Annotated in this window: 16 protein-coding genes; 8 read left to right on the forward strand and 8 right to left on the reverse strand. The window is 41.9% G+C overall.

Annotation, left to right across the window (positions count from 1 at the left end; all coding sequences use genetic code 11):
* Window positions 1-26 precede the first annotated feature (26 nt).
* Complete coding sequence (locus tag PQO05_RS02200) at window positions 27-701, reverse strand: porin family protein (RefSeq protein ID WP_273631004.1); 675 nt, start codon at window positions 699-701, stop codon at window positions 27-29.
* Window positions 702-828: 127 nt separating this feature from the next.
* On the opposite strand from PQO05_RS02200, the gene PQO05_RS02205 reads away from it, so the two are divergent.
* From PQO05_RS02205 to PQO05_RS02220, 4 genes are all read left to right on the forward strand, one after another.
* On the forward strand, window positions 829-2,556 hold the full coding sequence (locus tag PQO05_RS02205; protein WP_273631005.1) for a glycoside hydrolase family 3 protein: 1,728 nt from the start codon (window positions 829-831) through the stop codon (window positions 2,554-2,556).
* An 80-nt stretch (window positions 2,557-2,636) separates the two neighbouring features.
* On the forward strand, window positions 2,637-2,858 hold the full coding sequence (locus tag PQO05_RS02210) for a hypothetical protein (RefSeq protein WP_273631006.1): 222 nt from the start codon (window positions 2,637-2,639) through the stop codon (window positions 2,856-2,858).
* On the forward strand, window positions 2,855-3,139 hold the full coding sequence (locus tag PQO05_RS02215; RefSeq protein WP_273631007.1) for a type II toxin-antitoxin system RelE/ParE family toxin: 285 nt from the start codon (window positions 2,855-2,857) through the stop codon (window positions 3,137-3,139). Before PQO05_RS02210 ends, PQO05_RS02215 begins: the two co-directional genes overlap by 4 nt.
* A gap of 51 nt (window positions 3,140-3,190) precedes the next feature.
* Window positions 3,191-6,349, forward strand: a complete 3,159-nt coding sequence (locus PQO05_RS02220) for an ATP-dependent helicase (RefSeq protein WP_273631008.1) — start codon at window positions 3,191-3,193, stop codon at window positions 6,347-6,349.
* 118 nt (window positions 6,350-6,467) lie between these two features.
* Here the strand turns inward: PQO05_RS02220 and PQO05_RS02225 are convergent, their stop codons facing one another.
* A complete protein-coding gene (locus PQO05_RS02225; protein ID WP_273631009.1) occupies window positions 6,468-7,310 on the reverse strand; it encodes an NAD-dependent epimerase/dehydratase family protein in 843 nt (280 codons plus the stop codon).
* A 124-nt stretch (window positions 7,311-7,434) separates the two neighbouring features.
* Between PQO05_RS02225 and PQO05_RS02230 the strand changes: the two genes are divergently transcribed.
* Together PQO05_RS02230 and PQO05_RS02235 are read left to right on the forward strand one after the other, a co-directional pair.
* Window positions 7,435-8,787 (forward strand): M28 family metallopeptidase, encoded by a 1,353-nt coding sequence (locus tag PQO05_RS02230; RefSeq protein ID WP_273631010.1) that lies wholly within the window; start codon window positions 7,435-7,437, stop codon window positions 8,785-8,787.
* 116 nt (window positions 8,788-8,903) lie between these two features.
* A complete protein-coding gene (locus tag PQO05_RS02235; RefSeq protein ID WP_273631011.1) occupies window positions 8,904-9,452 on the forward strand; it encodes a transposase in 549 nt (182 codons plus the stop codon).
* Between the two features lie 78 nt (window positions 9,453-9,530).
* Here the strand turns inward: PQO05_RS02235 and PQO05_RS02240 are convergent, their stop codons facing one another.
* The 3 genes from PQO05_RS02240 to PQO05_RS02250 are packed head-to-tail and all read right to left on the reverse strand — an operon-like array spanning window position 9,531 to window position 11,418.
* Entirely contained in the window at window positions 9,531-10,316 is a 786-nt protein-coding gene (locus PQO05_RS02240; RefSeq protein ID WP_273631012.1) for an ABC transporter permease, read from the reverse strand.
* The gene (locus PQO05_RS02245) at window positions 10,313-11,218 is read right to left on the reverse strand and encodes an ABC transporter ATP-binding protein (RefSeq protein WP_273631013.1); all 906 of its coding nucleotides are present in this window, start codon (window positions 11,216-11,218) and stop codon (window positions 10,313-10,315) included. The genes PQO05_RS02240 and PQO05_RS02245 overlap by 4 nt, the downstream gene beginning before the upstream one ends.
* Complete coding sequence (locus PQO05_RS02250; RefSeq protein ID WP_273631014.1) at window positions 11,212-11,418, reverse strand: hypothetical protein; 207 nt, start codon at window positions 11,416-11,418, stop codon at window positions 11,212-11,214. Before PQO05_RS02250 ends, PQO05_RS02245 begins: the two co-directional genes overlap by 7 nt.
* A 294-nt stretch (window positions 11,419-11,712) precedes the next feature.
* Here PQO05_RS02250 and PQO05_RS02255 point away from each other — a divergent pair, with 294 nt between their 5' ends.
* Together PQO05_RS02255 and PQO05_RS02260 are read left to right on the forward strand one after the other, a co-directional pair.
* The gene (locus PQO05_RS02255; RefSeq protein WP_273631015.1) at window positions 11,713-12,633 is read left to right on the forward strand and encodes a sensor histidine kinase; all 921 of its coding nucleotides are present in this window, start codon (window positions 11,713-11,715) and stop codon (window positions 12,631-12,633) included.
* Between the two features lie 2 nt (window positions 12,634-12,635).
* Window positions 12,636-13,367, forward strand: a complete 732-nt coding sequence (locus PQO05_RS02260; protein ID WP_273631016.1) for a LytR/AlgR family response regulator transcription factor — start codon at window positions 12,636-12,638, stop codon at window positions 13,365-13,367.
* A 74-nt stretch (window positions 13,368-13,441) separates the two neighbouring features.
* Here PQO05_RS02260 and PQO05_RS02265 read toward each other — a convergent pair whose 3' ends face one another.
* From PQO05_RS02265 to metK, 3 genes are all read right to left on the reverse strand, one after another.
* Window positions 13,442-14,224, reverse strand: a complete 783-nt coding sequence (locus PQO05_RS02265; RefSeq protein WP_273631017.1) for a lysophospholipid acyltransferase family protein — start codon at window positions 14,222-14,224, stop codon at window positions 13,442-13,444.
* A gap of 45 nt (window positions 14,225-14,269) precedes the next feature.
* Window positions 14,270-14,833 carry an NUDIX domain-containing protein gene (locus PQO05_RS02270; RefSeq protein WP_273631018.1) on the reverse strand — a complete coding sequence of 188 codons (564 nt, stop codon included), beginning with the start codon at window positions 14,831-14,833 and terminating at the stop codon, window positions 14,270-14,272.
* A gap of 104 nt (window positions 14,834-14,937) precedes the next feature.
* A complete protein-coding gene (metK, locus tag PQO05_RS02275) occupies window positions 14,938-16,188 on the reverse strand; it encodes a methionine adenosyltransferase (protein ID WP_273631019.1) in 1,251 nt (416 codons plus the stop codon).
* Window positions 16,189-16,304: the final 116 nt, after the last annotated feature.

Raw genomic sequence — 16,304 nt, forward strand, 5'->3', positions numbered from 1 at the left:
ATCAATCACTTACACAAAACAAAATCTTAGAATCTGAAGCCTAAGCCAAACTGCCATGCCTGATTGCGATAGTTTGGTACATAAACATCGCCATTATTGTTAATCTCATTAAAGTCGATAGTGTAACGGGCACGTAATTCAACATTACGGCTTAGGTCAAAACTTACACCGGCCACACCATCAATCATGGTTTTATTGTAACCATTGCTGCTGTTGTTATAGTACTGCTGCGTTGATTGCGAATAACCATTATCAAAAGTATTGGTTGTTGATACCAGGAATGAGATTTGCGGACCGAACAAGATATTAAAGCCCGGTACAACGTGGATCTTAGCCAGCAGGGGTACATCAATATAATCAGTACGTTGTTTATACTCACCATAAGAAGTTACCGAAGTATATCCTTTTTGCGAATACAGAACCTCAGGGGCAAAAGATAAGGGGTAAATGATAGGCAAATCCATTCCAACACCAATGTTAGCGCCAATTTTAGTGCCGGTACCATACGCGTAATCGCCGTGGCCCTGAATAACATTAGCCACGTTAATACCGCCTATAATGCTAAATGCCGGGCGAAAATTATCATTATAAGTTTCCTGGCGATTGTGGGCTCTTGGCCTTGGGCGGGGCTGGTAATACTGGGCGCTAACCGATCCTGCTATAAAAAACAGGACTATTGCAACGAAGAAGTGTTTTTTCATAATTATGTTTATTTAATTTCGTAAAATCTATTTTTAGAGCAGATAGAACTTAAAAGGTTTATTTGCTGTTAAAAAAATTAATTAAGGCGGTGGGTAATAACCTGCTGCTCAAAAAGAAAGCTACCTCATGACCGTTTGTAAAAACCAGTTTTGCTTACCCCTATTACTTTTATTTTGCCTGCTTACACTTGGTGCATCTGCACAACAACAGCCATTTATTGGCTCGCTGACAGATCAAAACCACTGGGTTGATTCGGTTTATAAAAAATTGACCAAAAGACGGCGGGTGGCGCAATTACTATTCGTTCGTGCACATACTAACAAAGGGCAAGCTTATGCCGATTCTGTTGGGCAGGTTATCAAAGATCAGCAAGTGGGTGGTTTGGTTTTCTTTCAGGGAGGCCCCGGCCGTCAGGCCGATTTGGTAAATACTTATCAAAAATTGGCGCATGTACCTCTATTGGTTGCCATGGATGGTGAATGGGGCTTAGGCATGCGCCTGGATTCTACGATTGCCTTCCCATACCAGATGACACTCGGTGCCATACAGGATAATAAGCTGATCTACAAAATGGGCCAGGAAGTAGCCGCCCAGTTTAAACGCATTGGCGCGCAGATGAATTTTGCGCCCGATATGGATGTAAATAATAACCCCGATAACCCGGTAATTAACTACCGCTCGTTCGGCGATAATAAATATAACGTGGCCGAAAAAGGGATTGCCTACATGCAGGGCATGCAAAGCGGCGGTTTGCTCACCACCGCCAAACACTTCCCCGGCCATGGCGATACCAATGTAGATTCGCACCAGGATTTGCCGCAATTACCATTCAGTAAAGATCGATTGGATTCTCTGGAAGAATATCCTTTCCGAGAAGCCATTAAAGCAGGTATCAGCGGTGTAATGATTGCCCACATGAATATCCCTGCATTGGATACAACGGCAAAATTGCCGTCAACCCTATCGCGGCCCATTATTACCGGAATACTGAAAGACTCGCTGGGCTTTAAAGGCCTCGTAGTATCAGATGCCATGGAAATGAAAGGCGTAACCAAATTTTTCCCTAACGGAGAAGCTGATGTTCGTGCGTTTTTGGCAGGTAATGATATTCTGGAATTATCAGAAGATTCTAAACGGGCGATTAAACTAATCCGCAAAGCCATGCGCCATGATGAAATCACTAAAGACGAGCTTAAAGCACGGGTAAAAAAGGTTCTGTCAGCTAAATATTGGGTAGGCTTAAATCATTATCAACCGGTAAATACCACCAACCTGAGTGCTGATATTAATAATGCACCTGCCAAAGCATTGGTACAGCAGTTGGGCGATGCCGCCGTAACCCTGTTAAAAGGAGACAGCCTGATTGATAGATTGGACGCGAATAAGCGTACTGCCTTAATCAGCATCGGGGTAACTGCGTTAACACCATATCAGCAAGCGTTAGGCCATTATTTCACTAATAGCATGCCGTTTTATATCCCCAAGGATATGTCGGTTGCTGATATGAACACCCTGCTGCAAAATTTGAAAGGATACGATCAGATAATTATTGGGATACATGATATGCGCCTTCGCCCGGCCAGTAAGCTCGATTATACCAGCAACGTAAAGCTGATGATTGCCCAATTAGCCAGTTTGCCTAATACGGTGATCAGCGTATTCGCCAACCCTTACACTATAGCAGGACTGCCAGGTATTGAAAAAGCAGGAGCCCTGCTGGCCTGCTATCAGAAAGATGATTTTATGCAGATAGCCGCCACCAAAATAATAACCAAACAAATTAAGGCCGCAGGTAAATTGCCGGTGAGTGTGAATTTGTATTTTACTAATGGGATGGGGATTGTGATGAGGTAGATTGTTAGAAGCAAGAAATAAGATGACAGGAAACAAGACTGAAATTTGTTAACTTAGTAATAAGATAATGGTATAAACTTATGGATGTGCAGACAGAAAAAATAGAGTTGGCCAAACGGTTATTGGAAACTGATGATGAAGAATTATTGCAGCAAATAAAAGTTGTGTTCGAGAATCATCACGTAGAAGAAAACTTGCCGGAGCATGTGAAAGAGGGAATCCAAAGATCATTAAAACAAGCATCAGACGGGCTCTTAACCCCACATGATGAGGTGATGAAAAAATATGCCAAATACCTGTGAGTTTAGCGGTAAACTGGACCGATGAAGCTCAGGAAACCTTTGATGGAATAGTTGAACTGATAGATCAAAAATGGGGGCACAAATCTGCTTCAGAGTTTATTAGTCATGTGCAAAGGGTTATAATGCTTATCAGTATACAACCTTACATGTTTAAGGAAGTATCAATCCCAAATTGCAGACAGGTAGTTATTACCAAACAAACCTCCATGTTTTATACAGTACAAAATGATTCGATAGTTATCTTATTCTTTTACGATAACAGGCAAAATCCACTGTTCTGAAATCAAATTCAGTCAGTGCGTTAAACCTAACCTTTTTGTAAATTAAATTCAATGAATCAAACACTGGCAGATAGATATAACGCTAAGTTTCAGGAGATCATCTCGGGACTAAATGAAGAACAGCTGGCGGCCGTTAACAAAATAGATGGCCCGGTGATGGTGGTGGCTGGCCCGGGTACAGGTAAAACGCAGATTTTGGCGGCACGTATCGGTAAAATTTTATTGGATACCGATGCCCGCCCCGATGAGATTCTGTGTTTAACTTATACTGATGCCGGTGCGGTTGCTATGCGCAAAAGGCTTTTCGAATTTATTGGCCCCGATGCATATCGTATTGGCATTTATACATTTCACGCTTTTTGTAATGAGGTAATTCAGGAGAACCTGGATTATTTCGGCAAGTTGACTTTAGAGCCTTTAACCGATCTGGAATCGGCCATGTTGTTCCGTGAGTTGGTAGATGAATTCCCGAATGATCATTTACTCAAACGCTTTACCGGTGATATCTACTACGAAGCTCCCCGTTTGAAAAGGCTGTTCTCGACCATGAAAAATGAGAACTGGGATTCGGCGATGATCGAAAAGGCGGTCAACGAATACCTGGCAGATCTGCCCAATCGTGAAGAATTCATCTACAAAAAAGCCAACGCTGCCCGTGGTATTCAAAAAGGTGATCTTAAACAAAAAGATATTGATGCGGCACATGAGGTAATGAAAAAGCTGCTGGCAGCCGTAGCAGAGTACAAGAACTTCGAGGCCAAAATGAAGTTGCAGAACCGTTATGATTATGACGATATGATCATTTGGGTACTTCGTGCTTTCCGCGAAAATGAAGACCTGTTACGCCGTTACCAGGAGCGGTATCAATATATACTGGTTGATGAGTTTCAGGACACCAGCGGTTCGCAAAACGAATTACTGAAACACCTGCTCAGCTATTGGGGTACACCCAACGTATTTGTGGTGGGCGATGACGATCAGTCGGTTTACCGTTTCCAGGGTGCCAACATGAAGAATATATTGGATTTTGCTAATGATTATTCGAACGTGCTGCACACCGTTGTGCTTAAAAATAACTATCGCTCTAATCAGGCTATTCTGGATATCTCGAAAGTATTGATCGATAATAACCAGGAAAGGTTAACCCGTCAATTGAGGCTGAATAAAAACCTGATTGCATCACATCCCCGTTTCGATAAAATTGCTGCAGAACCCGAGATCCGCGAGTATGATAATATAGATCATGAACTGGTTGATGTAGGTAACCAGATCGAAAAACTGATAAAACAAGGCGTAGAAGCAGGCGAAATAGCCGTGATCTACCGTAACCATAATCAGGCCGAGGAACTGATCCATTATCTGGATATGCAGAAGATTGCCGTTAACACCAAACGGAAAATAGACATCCTGACCCTACCTTTCGGCGAAAAGATCATCAATATATTACGTTACCTCGCGGCCGAGTTCGATTCGCCTTATAGTGGTGATGACCTGCTGTTCGAGATTATGCACTATGATTTCTTCAACATTAAACCTGTTGATGTAGCGCGTGCCAGTATCGAGGTATCGAAAGTGAATTATAGTACCTGGGAGAAAGGGGAGAAAACTTCTATCCGCCGGTATATCAGTGAAGTGGCCGTAGCACGCCAGCCCGGATTGTTTGATACCATCCAGGAAACAGAAATGAAGCAACTGGTGAATGATATTGAAGATTTGCTGAAAGCTTCGGCAAGTTTAAGTTTGCAGCAGTTCTTTCAGCAGGTAATTACCAAACTGGGTATCCTGGCTTATATTATGAAGCAGCCCGATAAAGGCTGGCACATGGAGGTGCTTACCAATCTGTTTAACTTTATTAAAGATGAGCACCGGAAAAATGCAGATACCAAATTAAAAAACATCATCTCCACCATCGACCTGATGAAGCGTAATGGTATCAGGTTAGATCTGAATCAGGTAATTTACTCTGAAAACGGTATTAATTTCCTGACTGCTCACGGTTCAAAAGGACTGGAGTTTGAGTACGTTTTCCTCATCGGCTGTAATAAAAAAGTTTGGGATACCAAAGGCCGAAATATGGGCTACAGTTACCCTGATACGCTAATACAGGCAGCAACTGATGATGCAGCACAGCGCGAAGAATCGCGCCGGTTATTTTATGTGGCCGTTACTCGTGCTAAGCAACACTTGTTTATCTCGTACCCGGCTGAGGATAGAAAGGGTAAACCATTGGAGGCTTCGCAGTTTGTGGGCGAGATATTGGCCGAAACACATCTGACCGTTCAGCGGCCACAGGTTAGTGCCGATGCGCTGCTTACTTATATGGCCACCCAGTTTAACGAAGACGATAAGCCAGTGTTAGATCTTATCGACAGTACATATATCAATGTGTTGTTGCAAAACTATACGCTTTCGGTATCACACCTTAATAGTTATCTGGACTGCCCGCTGAAGTTTTATTTTCAGAATTTGATTAGAGTACCGTCTGGGCTTAGTGCAGCCGCAGCCTTTGGTTCGGCAGTGCATTATGCGCTTAACAGGGTGTTTAGAAAATTGAAAGATAATAACGACCAATTTGGCCCGGTTGATGATTTTCTGCGCGAGTTCCGCTGGTTTATGTACCGTAACAGCGACTTGTTTTCGCAGGATGAATTTAAACTGCGACTGAGCTATGGCGAAAAGATCTTACCGCCGTATTACGAGTCGCATGTACCGGTTTGGAACAAAGTTGCCGTTACCGAGCGCAGCATTAAAAACCTGGCGATTGAAGGTGTGCCGGTAAAAGGTAACCTCGATAAAATTGAATTTAACGGCAACCAGGTTACCGTGGTAGATTATAAAACCGGCAAAGTAAAATATGCCAAAGAAAAGTTGGCCCGCCCCGATCCTGACAATCCCAACGGTGGCGATTACTGGCGCCAGGCGGTATTCTACAAACTACTGGTAGATAACGACCGTACCAACGATTGGTATGCTGTAAGCGCCGTATTCGACTTTATAGAACCTGTTAACGAAGGCGAATACTACCAGGAAAAATTTGTAATTAACCCTAACGACCTGATACTGGTAAGCAACCAGATTAAAGATGTATACCAAAAAATCATGAACCACGAGTTCAGTACAGGCTGCGGCAAAGCAGATTGCGATTGGTGCAGGTTTGTGCGTACCAACTTTAAACAGCCGGGCAAGATATTGGAAGTGAGTGAGGAATAGGATAGTGGCCGTTTTTAAGTTGCAGTAGCAGTAACAATCTGAGCGTCATTGCGAGGTACGAAGCAATCTCAGACCGATTAGCACAGTCTTTAATAGCGCAGAAGCTATCATAAAACACTTACTCTCCAAGCAAGTAATCAAACGTAAATTTCGGTTTATAACCTAAATATTGCTGCGCCTTATCACATCTGTAAATCCGGTCAATGCTTGTGGGTAATATCCAGCCTTTTGCTTTATATATTGCTTCAATGTCAGGGTAATATTGCTTGATTACTTCTACCGGAAAATGCTTTAGTCGGGTAACGTCAGCTTCGTTAAATGGCGAGCCGCTGGTGATATTAAAAACTTCAAAATCGATGAAGATGTGCGATAAGGCTAATCTTAAAGCTTCGGCTGCATCTCTTTCATCTAGGCCGCGGTATAAACGGTGATTGGCTTGCAGGTTATCATCCTCGGGCAAAAAGCGGCCGACACGGTATACAGAGGTCTGCAAACCTTCCTTATAAAAGAAATCTTTGCAAAGCTGCTCTGCCGTTTGTTTGGTAATATCGTAGATGTCGCGTGGTTGTTCTTGTAATTCTTCGGTAACCCAAACGGCCTGGTTTTCATCAACCATGGCTTTACCATAAATAGAGGTCGTGCTGATGTATAAAAACTGACGGATGCCGTTGGTAACACAGGCATTTAGTAAATTAAGTGTGCCGTAAATGTTGGTATCAATAAAAAGTTCGCGTGGGTAGCCAAGCTCATAATGTTTGCCATGTATAGCGGCAGTATGGATAATGGCATCGTAGCCTTGTGTTGCTTCTAAGACGGCTTGCTTATCTTTAATATCAAGTATCAGATTGGTAGTGGTCGAAGTGATAATATCAGCACCGGTTACTTCATAATTGTGCTTTCTTAAATGTTCAACAGTAACCGAACCTAATTTCCCTGCAGAGCCTGTAACCAAAATTTTCATGCCGAAATATAAATACAAAAAGCATGAAGGATTCATCCAAAGTAAAAATCTTGTTTCCTGTATCTGGCCTCTTGCTTCTAAACGCTTTATAGTGCTACATTGCAGTACTAACTCCCTTTAAACTATGAAGTGTAAATTTTTACTCCCTTTACTTTTTGCTTTACCTGCTGCTGCGCAGACCACTACCATCAGGCAGGATGCCAAAATTGAGCAAATGGTTGATGAGGTATCATCAAAAAATATAGAGGCCATTGTACGAAAGCTGGTAAGTTTTAAAACCCGCCATACGCTAAGTGATACCTTGAGTAAAACCGAAGGCATAGGCGCTGCCCGTAACTGGATTAAGAGCGAAATGGAACAATATGCTAAGGCATCTAACGGTCGCATGCATGTCGAGTTTGATACTTTTACCCAGCCTGCCGGTGGTCGGATTGATAAACCTACTGTGCTTAAAAACGTGCTGGCTGTTTTGAAAGGTACTGATCCCAACGATAAACGGATCTATATTGTGTCTGGTCATTACGATTCTCGCGTTAATGATATTATGGATGCTAAATCTGTTGCCCCAGGTGCGGTTGATGATGCTTCGGGCACGGCTGTTTCTATGGAAATTGCCAGGGTAATGGCTAAACAATCATTCCCTGCTACCATTATTTTTATGGCTGTTGCGGGTGAAGAACAGGGGTTAAACGGATCTACCAACGTAGCCAAACGTGCCAAGGCCGAAAACTGGGCTGTTGATGCCATGCTGAATAATGATATTGTGGGCAATACCCATGGTATGGAAACCAACCTGAAAGATAACCGCAGCGTACGCGTATTTAGCGAAGGTGTACCATCGACCGTAACAGGCAATGAGAAAGCTTTAGCTGCGCTGATTGGTAATGGAGGTGAAAACGATAGTCCGTCGCGCGAGCTTGCCCGCTATATTAAAGAAGTGGCCGAGCGTTATGTATCGCAATTGGATGTAAAGTTAATTTATCGCCGTGATCGATTTTTGCGAGGTGGAGATCATACACCTTTCTTACAACAGGGTTTTACTGCAGTACGTTTTACCGAGATGAATGAGGATTTTACCCGCCAACACCAAAATGTACGTGTAGAAAATGGGGTTGATTATGGTGATAAACCTGATTTTGCCGATTACGACTACATTCAAAAAGTAGCCCGCATGAATTTATCGGTATTGGCTAATCTTGCCCTTGCACCTGCCGAGCCGCAAAATGTAGGTATCACCACCAGCGGCCTAACCAATAAAAGCACCCTGAAATGGGAAGCTCCGGCCGAAGGTAAAAAGCCTGCCGGTTACTATGTTTTGATGCGCGAAACCATCAGTCCGTATTGGGAAAAGAAATTTTATGTAACTGATACTACCGCTACATTGGATTATTCAAAGGATAATTACTTCTTCGCCGTACAGGCCGTTGATGCCGACGGGCACGAGAGCCAGATGGTGTATCCTAAACCAGTGAAATAAAGTTGTCAATTGTCGAATCCGTAGAGACACAATACTTTGTGTCTCTAAACTTTGTGTCTCTGAACAGATTTCGTAATTTGACACGAGACACAAAGTATTGTGTCTCTACGTTGAGAATGGAAGAAGATAGATATAAAAACAAATATCGTACATCATCATTTCGAAAGCCAAATTGGGATTATGGTTCGCATGGATTGTATTTTGTTACGATTTGTACGCATGAACGAATTCATTATTTCGGAGAGATAAATGAGACCTGTACAGAGACACAAGGTATTGTGTCTCTACGGGAAACACCAATTGCAGAAATAGCTCGTCAGAATTGGTTATCTATTCCTCAATATCATCCTTACATTGAATTAGATGAGTTTGTATTAATGCCAAATCATTTACACGGGATAGTATTTATTAATAGACCGGATAAGGTAAATTGGGAGATAAACAAATTCGGTTCTCAAAGTCAGAATTTGGCGTCAATAATTAGAGGTTACAAATCCTCTGTTAAGAAATATGCTACAATGAACAGCATAGATTTTAAATGGCAGTCAAAGTACCACGATCGGGTAATAAGAGATGAAAAGGAATATCAGAATATAACATATTATATAGCAGAAAATCCCACTCGTTGGAAATCAGATCCTGATAATATTTTATTTTCTCCGTAGAGACACAATACTTTGTGTCTCTGTACAGGTGTGATAATACAAAGCACCGAGACACAAAGTATTGTGTCTCTACGGGAATTACTTCACGCTTCTTTTTTCCACAATAAAATACCCGGCGATAAACACTACTACGGCTATAATAAGGCTTACAAAAATTTCCTTATTCCACAGATTAGCATCAAATTGCATGGCTTGTCCTTGTTTGGGCGATATGCCGGTTATGGCCAGCATGGGATGTGAATAGGGAAACAGGTAAGCATATTTATAATGAGAGGCGGCGGCTATTACACCTGCTATGGTGCATACAAAGCCGACACCCATCGGCTTTAAAAAGTCGCTCCAAAGCAGACTGAGCAAAAATTGGATAGATAGGATACCCAGCGACGATAAAAACAATTTAAGGTAAACCTGGAATAGCAGATTGCTTATTGCATAATCATTGAACTTTAATTCGGGTTTCAGGAAGCCTAATAAGTTGCCATAGCCAAAGGTTAAAACAGAAAATAATAGCAGGCAAATAAAAACCAGGAACATACTGTAAAAGTATTTGGCTGAGTATACTGACCATTTAGATATAGGCAGGCTGAACAATGTTTTCCAGGTGTCGGCCCTGTGTTCAAGGCTGTTTACAGAATAGGCTATAAAAATGATATACATGGGTAGCAGTAAACTCCCCATTACATTGAGTATAGAGCCGGCAAACTGGAGCCATAATATCATGGGTTGGGCTGGGCGCATGTGTACATACGAACCCCATAGTATGAGCGAACAAATAAGCAGCGGCAACAAAATAGCACACCAGAAACCCAACGTTTTGCGGCTCTTATAATATTCGGAGCGAAATGATAATATAAATCCTTTCATACCTGGGCTTTTTGGGTAATGGATAAGAAAAGTTGTTCGAGGTCTTTATGCACTTTGCGGATACTGTAAACGGTGTGCCCGCCCTCAACCAGTAAGCGGTTGGTTGCGGCCATGGCTGCTTGCGATGTGTAGGGGACCAATAAAATATCCTTTTTAATATCAGCAACAATAATTCCGTTTTGAGAAAGGAACTGTGCAGCTACATCGGTATTGGCAACTTCAACCTGTATCATAGGCTGGCTAATGCTTTCCAGGTCTTTCACATCGCCCTGAAACAACAATTCGCCATGATTAATGATGCCTACATGGGTAGCCATCTTCTCTACCTCAGATAGCATGTGACTCGATACAAACACCGTTTTTTTGTGCTCGCTTACCAGCTTAATCAGCAGTTCGCGTATTTCAATAATCCCGTTAGGATCTAATCCATTCGTAGGCTCATCCAGAATTAACAAACGTGGATCGGGCAGTAGTGCTAATGCAATTCCCAATCGCTGTTTCATACCTAAAGAATAATTGCCGGCCTTTTTATCGGCAGCTTCTTCCAACTGCACAAGGTTCAGCATTTCATCAACCCGTTTGCGGGATAGTTGTAATAATGATGCTCGGTTTTGTAAGTTTTCTTTGCCGCTTAGGTGGGCATATATGGCAGGTTGCTCTATCAGCGAACCTATTTGCGATAAAATTTTGATGCGGTTGTGTTGCAGGTCTTCCCCAAAAATAGAAATGCTGCCTTCCTGTGTTTTTAACAGGTTAAGCAGCAATTTTATTGTGGTTGTCTTTCCGGCGCCATTTGGTCCTAAAAAACCATAAATGCTGCCTTCGGGTACATGAAGTGATAATGACTTTACTACCTGCTGGATGCCAAAGTTAAATGACAGCCCTTCGGTTTGTATTACCATATATTTTGCTGGGCTATAGCACACACAGCTTTAACTACAACAACGCTTTTGTGGAACAGCGAGGTAGCGTGCACTATGGTATTATCGGCAGCAAATTCTTTGGCTTGTTCTACCTGGTAGTTGATACCCATAACAAGGGCAATCATTACCGGTATTAACAATAATATAAATGGGTTAAGGTTAGATACTATCTTTTTCATCTCTGTGATTGTTTTGACATAACAAAGGAACATCTAATTATTTTACTACTAAAAACATTTAGACCAACTGCCAACTATTATAGATGAACGGTTAATTACTGTTTATTACCGGTTCGTCGTAACAAAATGCCAGTTCATCGGTCAAAGCTGGGTATATATATAATAGCTGCGGGTTAATTTGATGCTAATATTATCTTAGATGCCATGAAGAGAGGCTGGCAAATATTCTGGCATGTGTTTTTTTGGGTATGTGTAATCTCGTTTTTTGTATGGGTAATCCATAGCAATTCAAAAATGAGCTGGCCACAGGTGCTCATCTATTTCCTTGGGTTCGGCATTATTAATATTGGTTTGTTCTACCTCAATTTCCTGGTTTACATCCCTAAGTTTCTGGATAAGAAGAAGTTTAAAACTTATGCTTTAATTCTTATACCTACGGTTGTTGCTTTGGGTGTTGGTAAATATGGCGTTGCTTTATTGTTTAAACCTTATATACTGGTTGAAAAAGGGCATGTAATTACCTTTGGGGTTTATTTCTTAAGCACTTTAATTTCCAGTCTGATCTTTATTTTTCTGAGCACGGTTTTAAAATTTACGACTGACTGGTTCCTGAACGAACGTGTACAGCGCGATCTGGAAAACCAGCGCTTAACTGCCGAACTATCCTTTTTGAAATCGCAGATCAATCCGCATTTTCTATTCAATTCGCTCAATACTATTTATTCGCTGGCCTATCAGCAATCTGAAACTACGCCTGAGGCTGTTTTAAAACTGTCGGAGATTATGCGTTATATGCTTTATGAGTGTAACGATAATAAGGTTGACCTGGATAAAGAGTTAAAATACCTGCAAAACTATATCGATCTGCAGAAGATCCGTTTTGGTGATAAGGCTTTTATAGATTATAGTGTTATTGGCGAAGTTGACCATCAGCGCATTGTTCCGTTGATTTTAATCTCCTTTGTAGAGAATGCTTTTAAGCATGGTGTGGCTAACGACCCCGGGCACCCGATTGTATTGGCGCTTACGGTTACCGAAACCAAGCTTAACTTTTATGTACATAATAAAAAACACCAGCACAACCGCGATGCTGCCGGTGGCATAGGCCTTAACAACGTACAACGCCGCCTTAATTTATTGTATCCGGGTAAATATAACCTCACTATACATAACGAGGAGGATACTTATTCTTGTGAATTATCATTAGTTTTATAGCCATGATCAGATGCCTGGTAGTTGATGATGAGCCTTTAGCCCTGCATATACTGGAAGATTATATTTCCAAAGTACCGTTTTTGCAACTGATTAAGGCCACCACAAACCCCATAGAAGCTTTAACTTTAGTACAGGACGGAGGTATTGACCTCGTGTTTTTAGACGTGCAAATGCCCGAACTAACCGGCCTGCAATTTCTGAAGATTTCTAACGGCAAAGCCAAAGTAATATTAACCACAGCCTATCCGCAATATGCTCTCGAGGGTTATGAACTGGATGTGGTTGATTACCTGCTGAAACCAATTGCTTTCGATCGATTCTTTAAATCGGCACAAAAAGCCCAGGGGGTTATTTTACCTGCTGCTAAACCTGCTGTAAAAGAAGAGCCGCAACCAGCCCAGTACGATGATTTTATGAGCGATTTTATCTTCGTGAAAACAGAGCATAAAATACAGAAAGTGTACCTGCACGATATTATGTTTATTGAAGGCCTGAAAGATTATATCTCCATTTTCACCCCCGAAGAGCGGATCATCACCCTGCAAAACATGAAAAAGATGGAAGATGCCCTGCCCGAAAAGCATTTTGTGCGCGTGCATAAATCATACATTGTAGCACTGAACAAGATTGACAGTATTGAGCGCAGCCGCATCAGCATAGGCGAAAAAGTGATCCCGATTGGTGATACCTACCGCGATTTGTTTTTTGATAAGATAGAGGATAGGAACATATAGAGATTTCGGATTTCGGAGTTTCGATTTCGGATTTATCTTTCCAGTCCTTACTCCTTTATCTTTCATCCAGTAAACTATTCCTGTCTTGTCTCTTGCTTCTTATCTCTTGTATCTACCGCAGGTGGCTGTCCTAAAAACGCCCTGATCTCGTTTTCGGCTTTTAAAACTACTTCTTCGATTGTGCCGCTTTTAGGCTCAATAGGTTCTAGTACGGTAAATTTGAGGTGTTCGAAAGTACTTAATGGGTATGCGCCGTAACGCACCATTTTCCATGAATTTTCTATGGCGATAGGCACGATCAACGCATCCGGGCATTTCTTCAAAATGGTAGCAATACCCGCTGCACGGAAAAATTTAACATTACCATTTGGCGAGCGTGTACCTTCGGGAAATATAACAGTCGACCAATTGTTTTCCTTCATTCTCGCACCCAGTTTCATTAACTCAGTAATCGACTGGCGCTGATCTTTACGGTCGATATTAGCACCACCACCTACTTTAAGGTTGTAGGAGATGGATGGGATATTTTTAGTAAGCTCAATCTTAGAAATAAATTTAGCATGATATTTACTCAAACGCCAGATAAGTGGCGGTATATCGTACATGCTCTGATGGTTGGCTACGAAAATCTTTGGTCTATCAAGTGGCAACGCTTGCTTATTGGTAAAGCTTATAATGTTACCCAACGCGAGGTAGCTGCTGGTAAGGAAAAAATTTAAAACATCAACCGAGTATTTATGCGCACGGTATCCAAAAACGCAGTAACAAACCCATTGAATAGGTTGGAAAACGAGAAGTATAAGGCCAAATAATATATAATGTATTGGCGTTAAAATAATTCCGAAAAGTCTTTTCATAAAGGAGCAAAGTTATGCTTTTGCGCTAAATGCTAAAACAGGTTTTTAAGGTAGGCGGTTTTCTAATATTAAAAGTTGCACACGTAAAACAGCTGCCACGGTAAGCGAGTCGGTTATTTCATTGTTGCACACCATGCGGTACACCTGGTTAAAGGGTACTTTGTTCACAATCAATTGTTCGGTTTCTTCGGGCTCTGCCTCAAATTGTTCGAGGCCGCGGGCCAGGTAAATAATACCAAACTCATCACTTACCGAATTGGATAGGTGCATGTGTTGCAACTCTGTCCAGTATTTGGCTTTTAAGCCGGTTTCTTCCAAAAGTTCACGTTTTGCCGCTTCTAATGGGGCTTCATCCAAAGGGCCTCCGCCTTCGGGCATTTCCCAGCTGTATTGGTTAATGGTAAAGCGGTATTGCCCTACCAAATATGTATTCATCTCATCATCCAACGGAAACACACCAATCGCCCGGTTCTTAAAATGTACCTTGCCGTATATGCCCGGGTTGCCAGCCGGGTTAAGTACTTTATATTCTGTAAGGCTGATCCATGGGTTATCGTAAACTTCCTTTTCGCCGGTTACTTTCCAGGGGTTATGGGTTGGGTGGTGCATGGGAGTAAAGATAATGATAGGCAAGCCATAATACTTATCCTTCTAAAACAAAAAAGCGACCCGATATACTCAGGTCGCTTTTCTATATCAAAATGAAGTTGATCTTATAAACCGAAAGCGGCTTTTACTTTATCAACATAATCCAGTTTCTCCCAGGTAAACAGCTCCACTTCTCTTTGGATCGATTCGCCGTTTGGGGTATAGAAAGTTTTAGTTACAACTTCGCTTGGTTTACCAAAGTGGCCGTAAGCTGCAGTTTCGCTATAAATAGGGTTACGCAGTTTAAAACGGGTTTCAATGGCGTAAGGCGTCATGTTAAAAATGCTCTCAACCTTGTTAGCAATTTCGCCATCGGTTAAGTTTACTTTGCTGCTACCATAAGTATTTACATAAATACCCATTGGCTGTGCAACGCCGATAGCATAAGATACCTGTACCAATACTTCGTTTGCAATACCTGCTGCTACTAAGTTTTTAGCAATGTGGCGGGTTGCATAAGCGGCAGAGCGGTCAACTTTCGATGGGTCTTTACCAGAAAAAGCACCACCACCGTGCGCACCTTTACCACCATAAGTATCCACAATAATTTTACGGCCTGTTAAACCTGTATCGCCATGCGGGCCACCAATTACAAACTTGCCGGTAGGGTTAATGTGGTATTTAATAGCGTCGTTAAAGAAGTGCGCATATTTAGGGTAACGTGCTTTAACACGAGGAATCAGGATACCAACAATGTCTTTACTGATTTTAGCCAGCATTGCTTTTTCTTCATCAAAATCATCATGTTGGGTTGAGATAACGATAGCATCGATACGTACCGGCTGGTTGTTATCATCATACTCCAGCGTAACCTGCGATTTTGCATCCGGGCGTAAATATTTAATGTCTGTATTTTCGCGGCGGATAGCTGCCAGCTCCAGTAATAAAGCATGGGCAATATCCAATGCCAAAGGCATGTAGTTATCGGTTTCGCTGGTTGCGTAACCAAACATCATACCCTGGTCGCCGGCGCCCTGCTCTTCTTTGGCAGTACGGTCAACGCCCTGATTGATATCAGGTGATTGCTCATGAATAGCCGAAAGCACACCGCAAGAGCTGCCATCGAACATATATTCGCCTTTGGTATAACCAATTTTGTTGATTACATCGCGGGCAATTTTTTGTACATCAAGGTATGCTTTTGATTTTACCTCACCCGCTAAAATTACCTGTCCGGTGGTTACCAGGGTTTCACAGGCTACTTTTGATTCGGGGTCGAAAGCTAAAAAGTTATCTATTAATGCGTCTGAAATCTGGTCGGCTACTTTATCTGGGTGGCCTTCTGATACTGATTCTGAAGTGAATAAATAGGGCATAATTATTTTTTAAAAATAGATATACGGAAAAATAGGGAAGGAGGCTGCGCAAGGCAAACTTTAAAAAAAGGAGCACGGTTTAGCACTTTTTTATGTGGTTGCAATCCGGTCTTATC

This window comes from Mucilaginibacter jinjuensis (assembly GCF_028596025.1).
Classification (GTDB): Bacteria; Bacteroidota; Bacteroidia; order Sphingobacteriales; family Sphingobacteriaceae; genus Mucilaginibacter; species Mucilaginibacter jinjuensis.

Coding starts and splice junctions, on each gene's coding strand:
- PQO05_RS02270 (WP_273631018.1), bottom strand. CDS start 14,833: ATGCACCACCCAACCCATAACCCCTGGAAAGTAACCGGCGAAAAGGAA.
- PQO05_RS02250 (WP_273631014.1), bottom strand. CDS start 11,418: ATGAAAAAGATAGTATCTAACCTTAACCCATTTATATTATTGTTAATA.
- PQO05_RS02240 (WP_273631012.1), bottom strand. CDS start 10,316: ATGAAAGGATTTATATTATCATTTCGCTCCGAATATTATAAGAGCCGC.
- PQO05_RS02225 (WP_273631009.1), bottom strand. CDS start 7,310: ATGAAAATTTTGGTTACAGGCTCTGCAGGGAAATTAGGTTCGGTTACT.
- metK (WP_273631019.1), bottom strand. CDS start 16,188: ATGCCCTATTTATTCACTTCAGAATCAGTATCAGAAGGCCACCCAGAT.
- PQO05_RS02230 (WP_273631010.1), top strand. CDS start 7,435: ATGAAGTGTAAATTTTTACTCCCTTTACTTTTTGCTTTACCTGCTGCT.
- PQO05_RS02220 (WP_273631008.1), top strand. CDS start 3,191: ATGAATCAAACACTGGCAGATAGATATAACGCTAAGTTTCAGGAGATC.
- PQO05_RS02260 (WP_273631016.1), top strand. CDS start 12,636: ATGATCAGATGCCTGGTAGTTGATGATGAGCCTTTAGCCCTGCATATA.
- PQO05_RS02200 (WP_273631004.1), bottom strand. CDS start 701: ATGAAAAAACACTTCTTCGTTGCAATAGTCCTGTTTTTTATAGCAGGA.
- PQO05_RS02205 (WP_273631005.1), top strand. CDS start 829: ATGACCGTTTGTAAAAACCAGTTTTGCTTACCCCTATTACTTTTATTT.
- PQO05_RS02235 (WP_273631011.1), top strand. CDS start 8,904: ATGGAAGAAGATAGATATAAAAACAAATATCGTACATCATCATTTCGA.
- PQO05_RS02210 (WP_273631006.1), top strand. CDS start 2,637: ATGGATGTGCAGACAGAAAAAATAGAGTTGGCCAAACGGTTATTGGAA.
- PQO05_RS02245 (WP_273631013.1), bottom strand. CDS start 11,218: ATGGTAATACAAACCGAAGGGCTGTCATTTAACTTTGGCATCCAGCAG.
- PQO05_RS02265 (WP_273631017.1), bottom strand. CDS start 14,224: ATGAAAAGACTTTTCGGAATTATTTTAACGCCAATACATTATATATTA.
- PQO05_RS02255 (WP_273631015.1), top strand. CDS start 11,713: ATGAGCTGGCCACAGGTGCTCATCTATTTCCTTGGGTTCGGCATTATT.